The organism is Poriferisphaera sp. WC338 (genome assembly GCF_050931845.1).
Classification (GTDB): domain Bacteria; phylum Planctomycetota; class Phycisphaerae; order Phycisphaerales; family Phycisphaeraceae; genus Poriferisphaera.
The window spans coordinates 881,576-898,805 of sequence record NZ_CP194516.1; the positions used below are offsets into that span (position 1 = coordinate 881,576).

Annotated in this window: 12 protein-coding genes; 6 read left to right on the top strand and 6 right to left on the bottom strand. The window is 51.1% G+C overall.

What is annotated here, in order from left to right:
- Nucleotides 1-77 precede the first annotated feature (77 nt).
- The 4 genes from ACQ6WK_RS03560 to ACQ6WK_RS03575 all read right to left on the bottom strand — a co-directional run bounded on the left by ACQ6WK_RS03560 (nucleotide 78) and on the right by ACQ6WK_RS03575 (nucleotide 3,401).
- Complete coding sequence (locus ACQ6WK_RS03560) at nucleotides 78-1,127, bottom strand: bifunctional transcriptional activator/DNA repair enzyme AdaA (RefSeq protein ID WP_432799370.1); 1,050 nt, start codon at nucleotides 1,125-1,127, stop codon at nucleotides 78-80.
- Nucleotides 1,128-1,148: 21 nt separating this feature from the next.
- The gene (locus ACQ6WK_RS03565) at nucleotides 1,149-1,874 is read right to left on the bottom strand and encodes an SDR family oxidoreductase (RefSeq protein WP_432799371.1); all 726 of its coding nucleotides are present in this window, start codon (nucleotides 1,872-1,874) and stop codon (nucleotides 1,149-1,151) included.
- A gap of 111 nt (nucleotides 1,875-1,985) precedes the next feature.
- Nucleotides 1,986-2,438: a SprT-like domain-containing protein gene (locus ACQ6WK_RS03570; RefSeq protein WP_432799372.1), complete on the bottom strand. Its 453-nt coding sequence runs from the start codon at nucleotides 2,436-2,438 to the stop codon at nucleotides 1,986-1,988.
- A 102-nt stretch (nucleotides 2,439-2,540) separates the two neighbouring features.
- Entirely contained in the window at nucleotides 2,541-3,401 is an 861-nt protein-coding gene (locus ACQ6WK_RS03575; RefSeq protein WP_432799373.1) for an OmpA family protein, read from the bottom strand.
- Nucleotides 3,402-3,716: 315 nt separating this feature from the next.
- On the opposite strand from ACQ6WK_RS03575, the gene ACQ6WK_RS03580 reads away from it, so the two are divergent.
- The 4 genes from ACQ6WK_RS03580 (at nucleotide 3,717) to ACQ6WK_RS03595 (ending at nucleotide 10,026) form a co-directional block, all read left to right on the top strand.
- Nucleotides 3,717-5,072, top strand: a complete 1,356-nt coding sequence (locus tag ACQ6WK_RS03580; protein WP_432799374.1) for an amidohydrolase family protein — start codon at nucleotides 3,717-3,719, stop codon at nucleotides 5,070-5,072.
- A gap of 17 nt (nucleotides 5,073-5,089) precedes the next feature.
- Entirely contained in the window at nucleotides 5,090-5,980 is an 891-nt protein-coding gene (locus ACQ6WK_RS03585) for an NAD(P)-dependent oxidoreductase (RefSeq protein ID WP_432799375.1), read from the top strand.
- A 145-nt stretch (nucleotides 5,981-6,125) separates the two neighbouring features.
- A complete protein-coding gene (locus ACQ6WK_RS03590) occupies nucleotides 6,126-7,979 on the top strand; it encodes a hypothetical protein (RefSeq protein ID WP_432799376.1) in 1,854 nt (617 codons plus the stop codon).
- Between the two features lie 199 nt (nucleotides 7,980-8,178).
- The gene (locus tag ACQ6WK_RS03595) at nucleotides 8,179-10,026 is read left to right on the top strand and encodes a hypothetical protein (RefSeq protein ID WP_432799377.1); all 1,848 of its coding nucleotides are present in this window, start codon (nucleotides 8,179-8,181) and stop codon (nucleotides 10,024-10,026) included.
- A gap of 76 nt (nucleotides 10,027-10,102) precedes the next feature.
- On the opposite strand, the gene ACQ6WK_RS03600 is transcribed toward ACQ6WK_RS03595, so the two are convergent.
- Complete coding sequence (locus ACQ6WK_RS03600) at nucleotides 10,103-11,449, bottom strand: UDP-glucose dehydrogenase family protein (RefSeq protein WP_432799378.1); 1,347 nt, start codon at nucleotides 11,447-11,449, stop codon at nucleotides 10,103-10,105.
- A gap of 411 nt (nucleotides 11,450-11,860) precedes the next feature.
- Between ACQ6WK_RS03600 and ACQ6WK_RS03605 the strand changes: the two genes are divergently transcribed.
- Nucleotides 11,861-13,732, top strand: coding sequence for a nitrite/sulfite reductase (locus tag ACQ6WK_RS03605; protein WP_432799379.1), 1,872 nt, complete (start codon nucleotides 11,861-11,863; stop codon nucleotides 13,730-13,732).
- Between the two features lie 196 nt (nucleotides 13,733-13,928).
- The gene (locus ACQ6WK_RS03610; protein WP_432799380.1) at nucleotides 13,929-14,321 is read left to right on the top strand and encodes a DUF5658 family protein; all 393 of its coding nucleotides are present in this window, start codon (nucleotides 13,929-13,931) and stop codon (nucleotides 14,319-14,321) included.
- A 111-nt stretch (nucleotides 14,322-14,432) separates the two neighbouring features.
- On the opposite strand, the gene ACQ6WK_RS03615 is transcribed toward ACQ6WK_RS03610, so the two are convergent.
- Nucleotides 14,433-17,072 carry a TIM-barrel domain-containing protein gene (locus ACQ6WK_RS03615; protein WP_432799381.1) on the bottom strand — a complete coding sequence of 880 codons (2,640 nt, stop codon included), beginning with the start codon at nucleotides 17,070-17,072 and terminating at the stop codon, nucleotides 14,433-14,435.
- Nucleotides 17,073-17,230 lie beyond the last annotated feature (158 nt).

A 17,230-nucleotide genomic window follows, 5' to 3' on the forward strand; every position in this document is an offset into this window, starting at 1 on the left:
TCATTGAATAGGCAGCAACATGCTCAATCAGCAAGTCAAGACGGCTTGCTGGTTTTGCGTTGCGATTATGATCGAGGCTATTTCATATGATTTTTTTCAAGATCAATGAGATATTTTTTACGGGGCAGGCCACCCGCATAGCCGCCAAGCTCACCGTTGAGATTAATAATGCGGTGGCAAGGTACGATGATGGCCAACTGGTTAGTCCCATTGGCTCGTGCGACCGCGCGTGCCGCAGTTGGTCGGCCGATTGATTCTGCAAGCTGTTTATATGACCACGTCTCACCGAAGGGTATACCGCGAAGCGTTTCCCAAACATGTTGTTGAAATGATGAACCGAGATATGTGATCGGCGTTCGAAATACGCTGCGCGCACCTGCAAAGTACTGTTTGAGTTCTTTCGCGATTGATTTTGTGATTGTTGTCTGACCGGGGATGATTGCAGCATTGCGCTTTTGTCGCAGACGTTCGACCTCTCTTTCCAACCCACGCCGATCAACAAACTCAAGCAAATGAAGATGTGCATCATCTACCATCGCCACCATCGGGCCGAGTGGTGTGTCGAGCCATTCTGCTTTCAAGACAGCTTGCGCTTTATTTTTACTTGGCGGAGTACCCATGATTCTTGTAAACGCATCACGAAAGCCAGATCCTGATTCATAGCCTGTCGCTAGCTGGGATTGAATTACCGATCCGCCCGTGCGGATTTTGCTCAGCGCCAAGCCCATGCGTCTTGCTCGCGCGTATGCCACAAACGTCATCCCAAATCGTTTTTTAAATTGACGTCGCACGGTCGACGGATCTACGGAAAGTTCACGAAAATCACGATCTGTCCAGCGTTTTTCAGGTTCTGCTTCAACTGCTTCGATGAGTGTTTTAATCAGCGTCGATGCTTCGGCAGGTAACGCCATCGGGTGGCATCGTTTGCAAGGACGATATCCAGCAAGCAATGCATCTTGAGGAGATTTATAGAATTCGCAATTCTCAAGTTTAGGTTTACGAGCTGGGCATGTTGGTCGGCAAAAAATTCCGGTGGTCTTGATCGCTGCATAGAAGACGCCTTCATAGGCAGAATCTTTCTTTACTAACGCTTGATAAAACTCAGATTGTTTGGTTTTTGAAAACATATGATCATCAATCAATGGGGATTAGGACGTAGCCATCTCAAGGACCGATTGTTCAAGATCACGATAGTTATTCCGCCAGAGATCAAACATACTTTGGCTTGTAGGGTCAGGAAAAATATCCGATACATCGTCACGCAGTGCGCTAAGTATAGCGTCAGCGGTATCCTTTGGGCTTGTTTTCTCCATCTCAATAGATGCGGTCATGTCAGTGTCGATTGGGCCAGGGTTAACTGTGTGAACAGAGATGCCGCTGTCGGCAAGCTGAATGCGCAAGCCTTGTGAGATAGAGAAAAGTGCCGCTTTAGTTGCGCAGTATCCACCTAGAAATGGAAAGTTTACAAAGGCAGCAATGGATGCGATATTCACAATTGCCGCAGGGGCGTTCTGTTGAAGGATCGGTACGAAGGCACGTGCCATATTGAGTGTGCCAAAGTAATTCGTCTCCATATCGCGGCGGATGAGATCAAGATCTCCATCGACGAGGTTTTCATAGGCTGCCACCCCTGCATTGTTGATAAGGATTTGTGTATCGCTTGCCGCTTCTGCAGCCGCGCGGATTTGTTCTTGGCTGGTGATGTCGAGTGATAGCGGTTTGACCTTCGGGAGATTGATCGCGTTAAGTTTGCTGACATCTCGGCTGCAAGCATAAATTTTCTTCACGCCCTCTGCGAGAAGTGATTCGACAAGTGCTCGGCCGATCCCTCGATTTGCACCTGTGACAAGAACTGTTTTGTTTATAAATTGCATGAATGACTCTCCTAGGTTTCATATTCAGGAGATATCTTAAATGCACACGTATGCTGCGCCGCCGAAAAACGGGCATGGAATTTTATTTTACCGTTTGTTCGAGAATTAGCTTTATGTAGCTGATGATGGTCTGCCAAACACAAGTTGTCCCACTGACGGGCCGCATGGTTTACAGAAGTATTTTCGGCCTTTCAATGGTCTGCGATACCGATGATGAATTTTCTGGCAACCCGGACATGTCGCGCTGTAATTCCCCTTTGGCATGGTTGCTGTTGTATCCAATCGTTGTGGATTCGCGCCGATTTCTTGGCATTTTTTGATCCACTTTGGCCCGTGCCCTGCTTCATGACCTGCAAGCGCGTGAGCGATTTCATGCAGGATCGTATCCTTAATTGCGTCATGTTCATTGCGTTTGATGTAGTGCAGCGACAACTCGATTTGCTTTTCACGGTACCGGCATAGCCCAAGTGATCGCTTGCGATGATTAAACGTAAACGACCAATCGGATAAGTCGTGCGCTTTCAGCAATTCAAGGGCAAGTTGTCGAGCATCCCAAGGATTCATGTTGCATCACATCTCAAAAAACAATCTTATCGCCACAGATTGAGTATATGAAAAAAGCCTGCATGAAGCAGGCTTGAAAATCAATCTTGAATTTCCGAGGGGTTATTTATAGATCGCGGGCGTGCCGGCAGGCTTGGCTGCAGGAGCCGGAGCAGGTGCTGGCTTTGTTGGCGCTGGTGCGACGACTGCTGGGGTGGGAGGTACGTTGGCAGGCATGGCCACGAGGAAGATCTCCACACGGCGGTTAGCTTGAGCACCACCGACGCCGTTAGCGACGATTGGACGGAACTCACCGTAGCCACCAATGCCGATGCGTGTTGGGGCGATGCCAGATTTCTGCAGGACAGATTTTACCGCAATCGCACGGCCAGCTGAGAGGCCCCAGTTGTCGCCAAACTTTGCGCGGTTGGCGGCATTCTTCACAGGCACATTGTCGGTGTGGCCTACGACGCGGACTTCGTAAGCTTGCGCTTCAGGAGTGTTCAGCACACGGGCGAGCTTGCCAAGTGTGGCAGCAGCCTGTGAGGAGACTTCAGTTTTGCCGAGGGCGAAGGTGAGATCGGATTGAAGACGGACCATGCCGGACTTGGCATCGTAGCTCATGAGCTGCGGGTTGGCCGCGGCGAGTGCTTCGAGCTTACTAGAGAGCACGACTGGCAAGGGTGATGAAGGTGCGCTGGCAAGATCGATCAGACGCTGCTTGGCTTCATCCAAAGCGGCCTGAAGACGGGCTCGCTCTGCCAGTGCAGCCTGAAGATCGGCACGCAGTTGTGCATCTTCACGTGGCTCGGCCTGGAGGGCGTCGATACGGGCCTGAGATTCTTCCAGGCGGGCCTGAAGATCCATAACTTGTGACTGGCTCTGGCGATACAGATTTCTGTATTTGTCAGCCTGACTTTGAGCGACACACCCCAAAGAGGTGATTGTGATTGCCGTGAGCAGTAACCATGCGTAAGACTTCATCGCGTCCGTTCCTTTCGTTGCCGATCCCTTGGTTTGATTCAGTTGAGGTGGGGCGAATTGGATAAACAGGGTAAGTCGCCGCCAAGTGCGGATTGTACAATTTCAGTGAGCATGTGGAAAATGAAATCCGACCTCTTTCCAAGACAATATCGGACATTGTGGGAATCCGGCATGAATGTAGATGCGGTTAAATGTTGTTGTGGCTGCAGTTGCGGCACGTGGACCATATCATATGAGCTGCGAGCTGAAGCATGATTCAGGTTATGCTTTTGAGATGAGCATCCACCGCAACCGGGCAAGACGGAAAGCGAGGCAATGATGAAAGAGCAAGATGGCAAGATTGTGCTGGTGCGGGCGGCGGCTTTGCGGGATGCGGCAGGTGTGGATGTGCGCGGGCCAATAGGGTTGGATGATGGTTGCGTGGTGGCGGTGCGTGGAGGGAAGGTGGCGTATGCAGGATTATGGGAGGATTTGCCGGGCGATTTGCAGAAGGGCAAGGCGCGGGAGATTGATGCGCGTGGGAAGCTAATTACACCGGCGCATGTGAACGGGCATGTGCATTTGGATTTGACATCGGTGGGGCCGCAGCCGTTTAGCGGGCGGTTTGGTGAATGGCTGATGGGGATTCGGGATATTCGGATAGAGCAGGCGGTGCCGATTGCGGTGAGTGTTGAGCAGGGCGTGCGATTGTCGCGAGAAGCGGGTGTGGGTTACGCAGCCGACATCGCGGGGAGTATCGAGGCTTTGGATGCGCGGCGGAAGTTGGGGGATAAGCAACCGTTGCCGGGGGTGAGTTATGTGGAGTGGTACGGTGCGGGTGAGGATGATGAGGTGGCGGCGCGGATGAAGTCGCAGGAAAGTTGGACGCGCGAGCTTGAATATGAGACGCCGGTGAGCGGTGCGGGCAGGGGGATCTTAGTGGGGGTGCAGCCGCACGCACCGTATTCAGCAAGGCGAGAAGTGTTTGATCGGGCGGTGCATTATTCGCAGGAGTATGCGTACCGTTTATGCACGCACTTGGCGGAGTCGTTGCAGGAGTTGGAATTGTTGCGCGAAGGGACGGGCGAGTTTGCGGAGCTGCTAAAGGGGCTATCGCAGTATGATGCGACGTTTACAAATCAGGGTGCGCATCCTGTGGATTATTTTGCGGAGCAGTTAGAGAACGGCCGATGGCTGCTGGCACATTGTAATTATTTGAATGATCGACATATTGACTTATTGGCAAAGACGGGGAGCTCGGTGGCGTATTGTCCAGTTGCGAGTGAGTATTTTGAGCATGGTGTGGATACGAATGAGGAAGATGAATATCGCGGTGGACGGCATCGCTATCGTGAGATGATTGATGCGGGTGTGAATGTGTGTTTGGGAGTGGATTCGATGATCTGTCAGCCGGTAGATGAGAAGCAGCCGATGGGGATCTTGCCACAGATGAGAAAGTTATGGCAGCGCGATGGGTTAAGTGGCAGCACGGCTGCGGAGATGCTGCTCAAGATGGCGACAGTGAACGGGATGCTTGGGATGGAGTTGCCGGAGGGCGAGGTTACACTTGGTGAGGGCGGAAATGGATTGTTCTGCGCAGTAGAGATTGATGTGAATGATGATCGTGATGCGCTGGTGCAGGTGTTGGAGCATGAGCAGGTGGCAGAGCTCATTGAAGCTTTGCCTGATTGAAGCAGAAAGGGATAGTGATGTCCGCAGAAAATAAGATTGAGCATGTCGGGTTTGTGGGGATGGGGATCATGGGTGAGCCGATGGCACGGAATTTATTGCGAGCCGGCTTTCAGGTGAGTGTGTGGAACCGGACGCGATCCAAGTGTGACGCGATTGAAAAAGACGGTGCGAAAGTTTGTGACAGTGTGGCGGATGTCGCCCGGTCAGGAGCACAAGTTGTCTGTCTGTGTGTGACCAACACCAAGGATGTTGAAGCGGTGCTGTTTGGGGAGGAGGGTTTGGCCGTGGGAGCCGATGAAGGGTTGGTTATAAGCGATCATTCGACGATCGATGCGCTGGCGGCCAAGGACTTTGCAGAGCGGCTAAAGGAGATGGGGGTAAGTTATCTGGATGCGCCGGTGAGCGGGGGTGATGTAGGAGCGAAAGCGGGAACGCTGGCTGTAATGGTAGGAGGAGATGAAGGCGCCTATTGCACGGTTAGACAGGTCTTGGAAGCAATGGGCAAGAGCATCATGCATGTGGGCGAAAGTGGGATGGGGCAGGTGTGCAAGAGCTGCAATCAGATCATGGTGTCGTGCAATCTAATGGGTTTATGTGAGGCGATTTCGCTTGCGGAGAAGAGTGGGCTTGATGTTCTGCAGATGATGGAAGCGGTGGGCGGCGGCGCGGCAGGAAGTTGGCAGCTTGCGAATCTGGGTGGGAAGATCGCAGCTTGCGATGATTCGCCGGGCTTTATGGTGAAGGACATGCTGAAGGATTTGGGGATCGCGGGGGTGCTGGCCGCGAAGATGGAGTCGCGGGTGGAGGGTATGACGGTGGCAGAGGATAAGCTGAAAGATGTTGCGGATAGCGGCGGGGAACGGCTTGGGACACAGTCTATGCGGCGGGTTTATGGGATCGGATCATGATTTCATGACACGGATGTGCGACTCATGTGGCAAATCTTGGTAGGCGTGTGGCGGCATGGTATAGTGGGCGGTGGGGCGTGGGGATTTTCAATCATTCAGTGGGTCAAACTTTTACGCCTGTTTTATGACAGTAAAAGGATGACGCATGGGTCAGATAAATCGTGATGTAACATTGGACGAACCTGTGCTTGAGCAGGCTAATATTAGTGCGCGGGTAAATGAGAAGGCTGCGCTTCCGGATGTGGGGGGGCGGGTGGTTTCGATTGATGTACTTAGGGGCTTCATTATCATCATGATGTTGTTTGTGAACACGGTGGTGAGTGTAAGTGGGAGTAAGTGGTGGATGGGGCACTTGCCGGCAGGTCACATGGGGATGGCGCTTGCGGATTTTGTGTTTGGTTCATTCTTGTTCATCACAGGGACATCAATCCCGTTTGCGTTTAAGAAGCGATTGGCCCATGAGCCGGCAGGAAAATTGCTTTGGCATATCGGGTTGCGCGTGGTGAGTTTGATCATCATTGGGCATTTCATGTCGATCGCAAGTTTGAGTCATTTGCGTTATTTCAGTTCGATTGAGAATGGCGGGTTCGGATGGCATCGTGGGTGGTGGTTGCTTATTGTGTTTGGTTCGATCTTCATGATTTGGCATTCAGTGAAGGTTAAACGTAATTGGGCCAAGATGGTTTCGGTTGGGGTACGACTTGTAGGTGTGGGGGGATTAGCGTTTGCGTGGTGGTGTTACACGGTGAAGGATTGGCAGGGGAATGTGGGGGTTTACTTTGGTACAAGCTGGTATGGGATTGTGGGGTTGATTGGCTGGGCGTATTTGATTGCTGCGATTTGCTACTTGCTTTATCGAGATAATCGTGTCGCGCTGATTAGCGCGATATTGATGCTGTTCAATGTATTCATCGTGATGAAAGCGGGCAAGGCGGGGGTGCGGCCACTAACAGCGGTGTATATTTCCGTGGTGGCATTGATCGTGATGGGATATACGCTTCGAGCGTTGCGTGATGCGTGGGTAGATGGAAAGAAGAAGCAAGCAGGATGGTTGTTGCCGAGTATGTTTGGATTGATGGGGGCGTTGGTCGTGGTGTTTGTTGTATACGTGGTTTTGATGGCGTGGAAGGTTTGCGGAGCGGGGAATGACGGTGTTTATGCGGGGGTCTTTCGGATGCCGTGGATTGTGTATCCGTTGGTGATGGTGACAGTCGGGTTGGGCGCAGTTGGTTTCTTTTTGAAGATTGGCCTGCAAGAAAAAGAAGATGTGTTGAAGAAAGGCTTCATGTTCTTGATGGCTGCAGGAGTGATTGGTTTTGAGATCTGGTCCGTGATGAAGTTGTATGAAACAGGTTGGATGGGTACTTGGTTTAGCATGCAAGATGGCAAGGTATGGGGATTGACGCCGATGTTTAGTGAGCATGGTGGGAAATTGATGTTGGCAAGCTTCAGCACGCATACGACGTCGACGATGATGGGGTTGCTCTTGGGTTTGGTGATCATGGATCATAAAAAGTATCCAAACCCGACGGATAAGGTCACGACGGTGATGACGTATGCGCTTGTGTTTGTGATCGCAGCATTTTTAAGCGCACAGTTTTATGGGATACATAAGAACGGCGCGATGCCCGCGTATTCGCTGATTTGTGCGGCGTTCTGTATGGTTATGTGGGTGGTCTTTTATTTGTGGGTTGATGTGAAGGGCTGTAAGAAGTGGACGGTATTGTTCAAGCCTGCGGGTGCGAATCCTTTGACAGTGTATTTGATCGTTGTGCCGATTGGTGCAGCGATGTCGATCGTGGATAGCTGGACATTGCCGGAGGGATACTTGGCGACCTTGAATGCGTTTAATCGTGGTACGTTTTATTGGTTTGGCACAGTATATGATTGGAGCGGATACCAACCATGGATTGGTGTGGTGAAGTGCTTGGTGTGGGCGTTTGGGATTAGTGCATTTGTAGGGTTGTTAGCGCGCTGTAACTTCAGATTGAAGCTGTAGCCTCTGAATGTATCTCCCCCCGAAGCTGTTGTCTATAGGATTGCATATAACCAAGTGATGATGACGCATACGTGCGAAACGCAAAGTGAATAAGTGCATCTCTGCGAACATGGCTGAAAAGAGCTATTCATGCGCGAGTGAGGCGGTATGATGGTGTGCGGTAACGCTTGAGTAAAACGACTTTTTTAGGGGTTCTGAGATGGTGGCATTGAGATGGATGTATATAGTAGCTGCGAGTTTCTTTGTGGCGATGGTTGGGAGGGTGCATGGCGAGGGGTTGCGCTATGACGTGAGGGCGGGCGGTGAATTAGGGTGGCGGCGAGTGGCGGTACAGGTGAGCTTGGATGGCGAGGGGGAGGTGGCGTTGGAGATGAGCCGACGATTGGAGCCGGGGCATGGCGTGCGTGGCGGTTATAGTTTTTTTCTGGATGCGATTCGTGTGTTTGATGAGGATGGAACGCTAAGGCGGAAGGTAGTGCATACAGAGCAAAAGCGATTGAAGCTGGTGGTGAAGCAGCCGGCGGTGGTTGCGTATGAGGTGTTGTTGTTACATGACAGGTTGTATGCGCAGTATGGGAATGATGAGTGGCCGTATGTTTGTGGTGGAGAGAAAGGAGGTGCATTTTGGAATACAGCGGCGATGTTTTTAGCGCCGATGGATTATGAGGGGGATGTGCAGGTGGTGTTTGATGTTTCTGGGGATGAAGATGGGACACGGCTTAAAGGGGATGATTATTCGATGGTAAGTACGTCATGGAAGCAACAGGATCAAATGGGAGATGGCGAGGCGGGTGCGGTATATTTTGTGGATGGTGCGAAGAAGCTGGTGGACAGTTATGTGCTTTTAGGACCACAGCGAAAACGAGAAGTCGTGATTAAGACAGGCGAAGGGAAGGGTGAGGAGATGGCGGTGCGGCTGGCAAGCGCGAATCTGCCAGCGGAGGGGTTCGAGGGGATCGAAGAGGCGATGCGGCGGTTTTCGTCTGGTTTTCTAGAGATGTTTGGTGATGCGGGGCAAGGGCGATTGTTAGTGGTGGCGAATCGTCATGCGAAGGTGGGGCAATACGATGGGGGGATGACAGGGAATGCGATCAGTTTACTGGTGGGTGATTCACAGGAAGAGGACACGCGGAAGCAGATGTACAAGTTCGTGGGGCATGAGATTTTTCATTTGTGGAATGGTGGGAAGTTCAAGAGTTTGCCACGAGAGAATTGGTTTAAAGAGGGGGTGACCGAGTATATGGCTTGGGTTGTGGGGGTGCATGAAGGTATTGTCACACGATCAGATTTTGATGAACGTGTGAAACGTGCAGCAACAGGTTACAAACGACAAGCAGGGCGCATTTCGATCAGTGATGCGGGGATGAACAAAAGCCAGAACCATGGACTCATTTATGATGGTGGGTTGTTGTTTGGGTTGAAGCTGGATTTATGGATTATGGAACGGACGGATGGCGATGCAGGACTAAATCTCGTGATGCGGCGAATGTTTACACGTTATGGTGGTGAGGGATTGCAATGGCAGCGAAGCGATTTGATGGATGTGATTGAAGATGTTGCCGGGGAGCGGCCACAGCGATTGATGCGGCGGTGGTTGGATTCAGACATGGAAATGCCAATACATGAGGTATTGGAGGTGGTGGGTATAAAGATTGGTGCTAAGACCGGAGAAGTGGAGAAGGATGTTGATGAGGCTGGTGATCGTGTTGTGGCGTGGCGGTATGCATTAGGTGAGATGTTGGGCGTGAGCAAGTGTGTGCGGAGTGAGATAGGATTGATAATTCATGATTCGAAAATGCGGGGCTATGAAGATGGTGATGTGTTGGTAGAGGTGAATGGTCGTGCGGTTCATTCGGGGTTGGATGTTGGGCGAGCGTTGGTAGGCTTCGAACCGGGACAGCGAGTAGAGATTGTGTTGTTACGCGCGGGCGAGCAGGTCGTGAAGCGGAAGCGGTTGGGTGGTCGGAAGCCGGTGTCGTATGAAGTGGTGAGTGAGTTGGGAGAGGCGAAGAAGTATTTAGAGAAGATACTTGGCGTTGAAGATTAATTAGAAAAGATTGTTGGCATGAAACAACCCCGTGAATGATCGCGGGGTTGTTTTGTAGATGTTGTCTACTCGCAGATTAGGCGTTGGTTGTTTCGGGCGAAACTGAAGCACGTCCGACGGAGTGGTAGACGAAGCCATGCTCACGCATAAGAGAGCGTCGGTAGATGTTGCGGCCGTCGAAGATGACGGGGGTCTTGAGTTTGTGACGCATGGTGTCAAAATCTGGATGTTTGAATTCGTCCCAGTCAGTGCAGACGATAAGCGCATCGGCATCTTCTAAGGCAGAGATAGCATCATCGGCATAGGTGATCTTATCACTGAGGATTTCCTGTGAAGTTTCGTGAGCGACAGGATCGAAGGCGGTGACCGTGACGCCTTTATCCAACAACTTTTGCATGAGCGTGATAGATGGCGCTTCACGGATATCGTCAGTGCCAGGTTTAAATGCGATGCCCCAGACTGCAACTTTTAGTGAGGACCAGTCAGCACCATCAAAGTGGCTGTTGATCTTAGTCATGAATGCATCACGCTGATCTTGGTTGACCTTGTGGACGGATTCGAGAAGTTGCGCTGGATGGCCGGAGTCTTGTCCCATGGAGATCATGGCAAGCACGTCTTTGGGGAAACACGATCCACCATAACCGAGGCCAGGGTAGAGGAACTGGTTGCCGATGCGTTTGTCGGAGCACATGCCGCGACGGACTTCATTGATATCAGCACCGTATCGCTCGCAAAGGTTAGCTACCTCATTGATGAATGAGATTTTTGTGGCGAGCATACAGTTTGCAGCATACTTAACCATCTCTGCCGATGGAATGTCCATGATAAAGATGGGATTGCCTTGGCGAACGAACGGATCATAGAGATCTCTCATGCGGTCGCCGGTGGATTTGTCATGACAGCCGACAACAACACGGTCAGGTTTATTGAAGTCGTTGATGGCAGCACCTTCTTTGAGAAACTCCGGGTTGGAAGCCATGTGGAACGTTTTAGAGGTGCAAGATTTGATTGCGTCTTCAACTTTTTTGTTGGTACCGACAGGGACCGTCGATTTGACGACGACAATTTTTTCTTTGGTTGAGCTGGAGGATTCAATGGCGTTGCCGATATCTTTTGCCGCAGCGAGAACATATTTGAGATCTGCGCGGCCATCATCGCCAGAGGGTGTGCCGACGGCAATGAAGATGATTTCTGCATCCACATAAGCAGCGGTTTTATCAGTCGTGAAATCAAGACGGCCTGCCTTGGCGTTGCGTGCGATCAACTCGTCGAGGCCCGGTTCATAGATGGGCGAAATGCCCTGGTGGAGCTTCTCGATTTTTTTCTGATCAACGTCGAGACAGATAACGTGGTTGCCGGTATTGGCAAAGCATGTGCCAGTAACAAGTCCAACGTATCCGGTGCCGACCATGGTGATTTGCATGATGAGAAATCCTCTTCTTCGTCTGCCGGGAAGCTAAAATAGTGTACGTTCGGCAAGACCTTGGTGTCAGAAGCAGGGAAAAGAGCGTCCAGTCTTTAAATCCCGGTTTTTGAGGTATTTGGGCGTGATGCTGAGGCGGCTTGTGGCCGAATGGACCATACTATGATCATTGTGGGGCTGCTTGGCAACCTGAGGTGGGTGTTTGAGGCTACCGTTTAGGCTTATCGGGCAGATTTGAGGAGTGATTGAGTGACTTTGGAGCTTGGGAATATTCGGAATCTGGCGGTAATGTTGCTAAGATACTGGCTTGGCTAGAGTTTTGGCTGCGTGTTTTGATACGGGAGCACGCCCTCCCATCTGGCCAGTCTACAGAGAAACAGAGCGATCATAAGAAAGTCGAGATGAAGCATTATGAGTGATGGACGTAAAGTGCCTGAGCCTTATCTGCACACGCCAGATGAGGAGATTAATAAGGTTGAGAAGTTCAAGCTGGAGAGTGATGGGGTGCGTGGTGTACTTGGACCGGACTTCCGGAACCTGAGTGGCCCCGGTGATATCGAGGAAGCAAGCGAGCAGCTCGCTAAGTCGCACGGGATTTATCTTGAGTACAACCGTGCAAAGACTGGCCGCGAGAAAGATTGGATGTACATGATCCGTGCGACCATCCCGGGAGGCGGCGCATTTACTGGTGAGCAGTGGCAAGTCTTTGACGGACTCGCAGACAAATATTGTGATAACAATCCATTCGGTGGTGCATCACTGCGTTTGACGACGCGACAGAATGTTCAGTATCACTGGTTGAAGAAGCCAGATGTAATTTCGTTGGTCGGTGAGATGGCTTCGACGGGTTTCTATGCCCTGAATGGTTGTGGCGATAACGTTCGCAATGTCATGGGTTGTCCATTATCGAAGTACAGCACAGTGTACGACGCAAATGCGAAGGCACATGAATACGGCGAATATTTCCGTTTGCCTGCCGCACCACACATTCAGGTGTTCGCGATTGATCCTAATTTCATCCGTGATCCTGAAGTACAGTATTCGTATGGCGAAAAACTGCTGAACCGTAAGTTTAAGATCGGTTTTAGTGCCGTGGATCGCAACAGCGAAACGGGTGAGCTTGAATACGACAACTGTGTTGAGATCCGCACGAATGACATGGGCGTGATGCCGATCCTCGAAGGCGAGAAGGTCGTAGCCTATCAGGTTTATATTGGTGGCGGACAGGGCGAGAAGAACGGAAAGCCTACATTTGCAGGGCTTGGCGAACCGCTCGCGATTGTGACTGAAGAGCAGCTCATGCCGATGATGGAAGGCGTGGTCAAGGTGCATGAGGAATGGGGCGACCGTAAGAACCGTCACTGGGCACGTCTGAAGTATGTCGTGAACAAGCAAGGTATCGGCTGGTATCAAGATCAACTTCGTGAGAAGGGGCTTGGTTTTGAATCGCCTAATCCTGAGTTAGATCCTGGCGCACGCATGATGCACCACGGTTGGCATAAGCAGGAAAGCAACGGCAAGTGGGCGTTTGGCGCCTATGTTGAAAATGGCCGCTTGATTGATGGCGAAAACGGTAAGCTCAAGAGCATGGTACGCGACACGATGCAGAAGTTTGCCGGTGTCGAACTGATGATTACGCCAAATCAGGACCTACTCTTCACGAATATCGAAGAAGATGCCGTTGAAGATTTTGAAGGATACCTTCAGGGTTTCGGCTTCGGCACACGTAATGGTAAAGCATACTCATCGCTCCGTGTTTTGTCGGGTGCATGTGTTGGCTTGCCGACCTGCCGCTTGAGTTACACAGAGAGTGAACGTTTTGAGCCCGAGCTGATCGATCAGCTTGAAGAAATGGGCTACGGCGATCTAACCGAATCCATCGGTATTACCGGTTGTGAGCGTCAATGTTTCCGTCCCGCGACGAAGACGATTGGTTTGGTTGGACAAGGGCCAAACATGTACATGCTTAAACTTGGTGGTTCCGAAGATGCCCGATACCAAGGCACGGTGTTGGTGGAAGATGAGAAGCTGTACTTCCGCCAGGTGCCACGAGACAAGGTTGCAACGTTGTGTGCTGCATTATTTGATCTTGCTAAAGAGCATGCGAATGAAGATGAAGTCGACGATAGTGGCAAAGTCTTCCGACGATTGGGCAGCAAATTTATCTTGGATGCACTAAGGGCCAACGACTCGATTGCACCTCTGATGGAGAAGACGGCTAAAGCACCGTACCTGCCAAAAGGTTGTGCGGTAGATCATTATGCCGCAGCAGCGACAAGCTGAATCAGAGCATAAAAGTCAAGAAAATTGCCTCGCAATTTGCGGGGCTTTTTTTGTGGAAATTGAGCGTTTAAAGCTGATGAAATAAAGACGTGGTGTCATGTGTGGTATTTATGTGGGCGAGGGCGCAATGATGTGATTGCGCTGCAAAAAAATACTCGTGATTGGTGAGTTGACTGCTTAAAATGGTGGCATGGCCATGAACCCGAGTCAAGATGACTATCAAGCGGTGGAGAGTGAGCAGGAAGCAGGATTTCTCGGGCAGCAGGAGATGCTGCTCGGAGGATACTATGTCTGGTTAGTGTTTGTGAGCACGTTGGACATCATGGTGACATGGATTATTTTGCATCATGAAGGTGGATCGGAAGCAAACCCGATTGCAGAAGCGGTATTGTTCAAGTGGGGTTTGCCGGGCATGATCGCGTTCAAGTTCGCGCTGGTGACTTTTTTCATTGTGCTGTGTGAAGTTGTGGCGCGGAAGAAGTTGGATACGGGTCGATGGCTAGCGGTGGTGGGTGTGGCGATTAGTGCGTTTCCGAGTATTTACGGAATGATTTTGTTGGCCAAAGCGGGCGCGTTTACCTTCAGTTAATTTGATATCCGCGATCAATAAGACGAGGCCATCATCAGATAGATGGTGTCAGTAGAAAAAGCTCAGCAATAGATCTTGCTGAGCTTTGTTGTTGTGTAATGAGGTGGCGGGTTATTGAGGAAGGGTAATAGTGAGGGGTTGGCCGTCAATACCAGAACGTGTGACGAAGTTGTAATGATCCGTGAGGACTTTAATAACCAAAGAACGTTTAGGACGGGGACGATTGCCTTCTGTGTTTGAGACGGCGACGGTGACGATGTTGCCATCACGTGTTGCAGTATAGGTGGTGCGGAGATAGTCGTCGGCTTGGTAGTCGAAGCCATCGTCCGCATCTTCGTAAAGCGTGCCTGTCGCGGAGCCATTTTCGTCAAGATTGATCACCAACATTAACGGTTTGAGTGAGGCTTGTGTCGTGTTTTGAATAACGCGGCCAAGAGGGAGGATCGCACCGGGGCGCAGGCGTGTCTGCACTTTGTAGGGTGTTTCTTTGAGGCTTGTTTTTTCTGGTTTTTTGGAGATGTTCTTGCGTTCGAGGATTTCGAAGGCGAGCCAGTTACCTTGTGGGAGCGCGGGGGAGTCGGCCCATTCGGGGATGACTAATAGATCTGAGCCGAGCGTGAAGACGCGATCTTCATCGCGGAGATATGATGCAGCGGGATCATTCATGAAGAGTGGCCGCATGACCGGGAGGCCGGTACGTGATGCTTCTTCAAAAAGTGTGTAGAGGTATGGCATGAGGCGGTAGCGACGATTGAGTGCGTCACGAGCGATGGCTTCGACTTCAGGGCCGAAGACCCAAGGTTCTTTGTCGTTAGTATCTTTGGCAGCGTGACCACGGGCGAAGGGGAAGTAAACACCAAGCGAAACCCACTGGGCATAAAGTTCAGGTTCGAGTTTGCCTGCGAAGCCGCCCAAATCCGGTCCGTTGAAGGGTTGGCCGGAGAGTGAGAGGGTAAGGGTCATGGGGATGGAGAGCTTGAGGTGATCGAAATTGGATGCGTTGTCGCCAGTCCATGTGGCAGCGTAGCGCTGCCCACCGAGGAAGTTGGAACGTGTGAGTAGGAAGGGGCGTTTGCTGGGGTTGGCTGCGAGAATGCCGTCACGGGAAGCTTTGGTCATGAGCATGCCGTAGAGATTGTGATAGATTTCGTGCGTCCCGGGTGGCAGTGTGATGTCTTCAAAAGTGCCGCCCTTGTGCTTGTTGGAAACGGGCATGGTGAAGTCAGGGCCGTTGAACACCGCGGGTTCGTTCATGTCGTTCCAAACACCATCAATACCAGTGGCCATGAAATCTTTGTAGAGATCTGCCCACCATGTACGTGTTTTGGGTTGCGTGAAGTCGGGGAAGACACACGGGCCGGGCCAGACGTCGCCTATGAAGGTTTTATCGTTTTTGGTTTTGACCCAGACATCTTCTTGGGTGCCGGTTTGATAAACGAAGTAGTTGGGGTCTTGCTTGATGCCAGGATCGATCATCCAAACAGCCTTGAAGCCGCGGGCATGCAGATAGTTGTTGAGCCTTTTGGGTGAAGGGAACGCTTTGTTGTCGAATGTAAAGACGCGAAAGCCATCCATGTAGTCGATGTCCATCCAGATCACATCACAAGGCAAGCGACGCTTACGGAGGTTTTGCGCGATCTCCTTAACGCGTTCTTCGGTTTCATAGCCCCAACGGCATTGTTGGTAGCCAAGCGACCATTTCGGTGGAAGAGGCATATGGCCGGTAAGATCCGCGAGTTTTTGAAGGATTTTCTGCGGGGTTTCAGCTTCGAAAACGATGATGCGGAAGGGCTTTCTCGCGAAGGTAAATTGGACTTGATCCGTGATAGTAAGCGAGCCTTTATAAGTCGAGTCGGCGATGATCCCGATGGCGGAGCCGTCAGGTTTGAGAGCGAGGACGAAAGGATGGGATTGATAGAGACGTGAGCCAGTGTCACGTATATAGGTGTAGTTGTCGGTATTCCAGAATTTGATAGCGGTGTTGTTGCGAAGGAGTGGGCCGGTGACTTCGCCGCCGCCGTAGATGGAAACAGGGTAGGGGAAATTAATCGTAGCACGGACGGAACGTTCGGATTGTTCGAAGGTCGGGGCGAGGGGATGTGGTTTATCTAATTGCGCATTAGATTGGAGTTGCTTAGTGAAGATGATGCTGTTGTTTGATTGATCGGATGTGAGACCTTTTGGATAGAAGGCAGTGGTTGCGCGATCAATAACATCTGCGTGACTGAGTTTTAAGGGGGAGAATTCTTCAACGTATTCGTACTTAGTGAGTTCCGCATCGTTGCTAGGTGTAAGTGTAATCTGGTGCAGATCCATGAAAATCTGCGGCTTGATGAAGGTAGTGGGTTGGATGCGGATGGTGACGATTTTGTTAGCGGGCAGGTTGAATGAGCCTGCCGGGAAGGGTTGAAAGTCATTCCAACCTTTAGTGCCTTGGGTTTTGCCGCTGTAGGATTGATCGGCTGCGGTAATGGTAAATGTGCTGCCGGCAAGATCGACAGGAACGCCTTGCCAGATTGAGAGGTTGATGGTGGTGGGTTTGTTGGTTTGGACTTGCCAGACCAGGACGGAATCGAGATTGTTCCAGTGAGAGGTGTGGGATTTCTCGTGGGTGAGTTTGATTTGAGGAGGTGCGCCTTCAAAGGCTGCATCAGCGGCGGTCAGGGTTAGCGGCTTAGCATGCAGCGAAACAGCTAGAGATAGTGAAAAGAAGGCTAGGATTAAGAAAAAGAATTGGCGACAAGTGCGCATAGAACAGCTCCGCGAGTCCAAGGGGTTAGGTTGAAGGGGGAGCGAGAACGCAGTATAGCAGAAAGTGCTGCAGGATTGAATGTTGCTGCGGATCAGTGTGGAGTGGGCATGAGAAAAGCCTCACAACGTGCGTTATGAGGCTTGTTGATTGTTGTGAC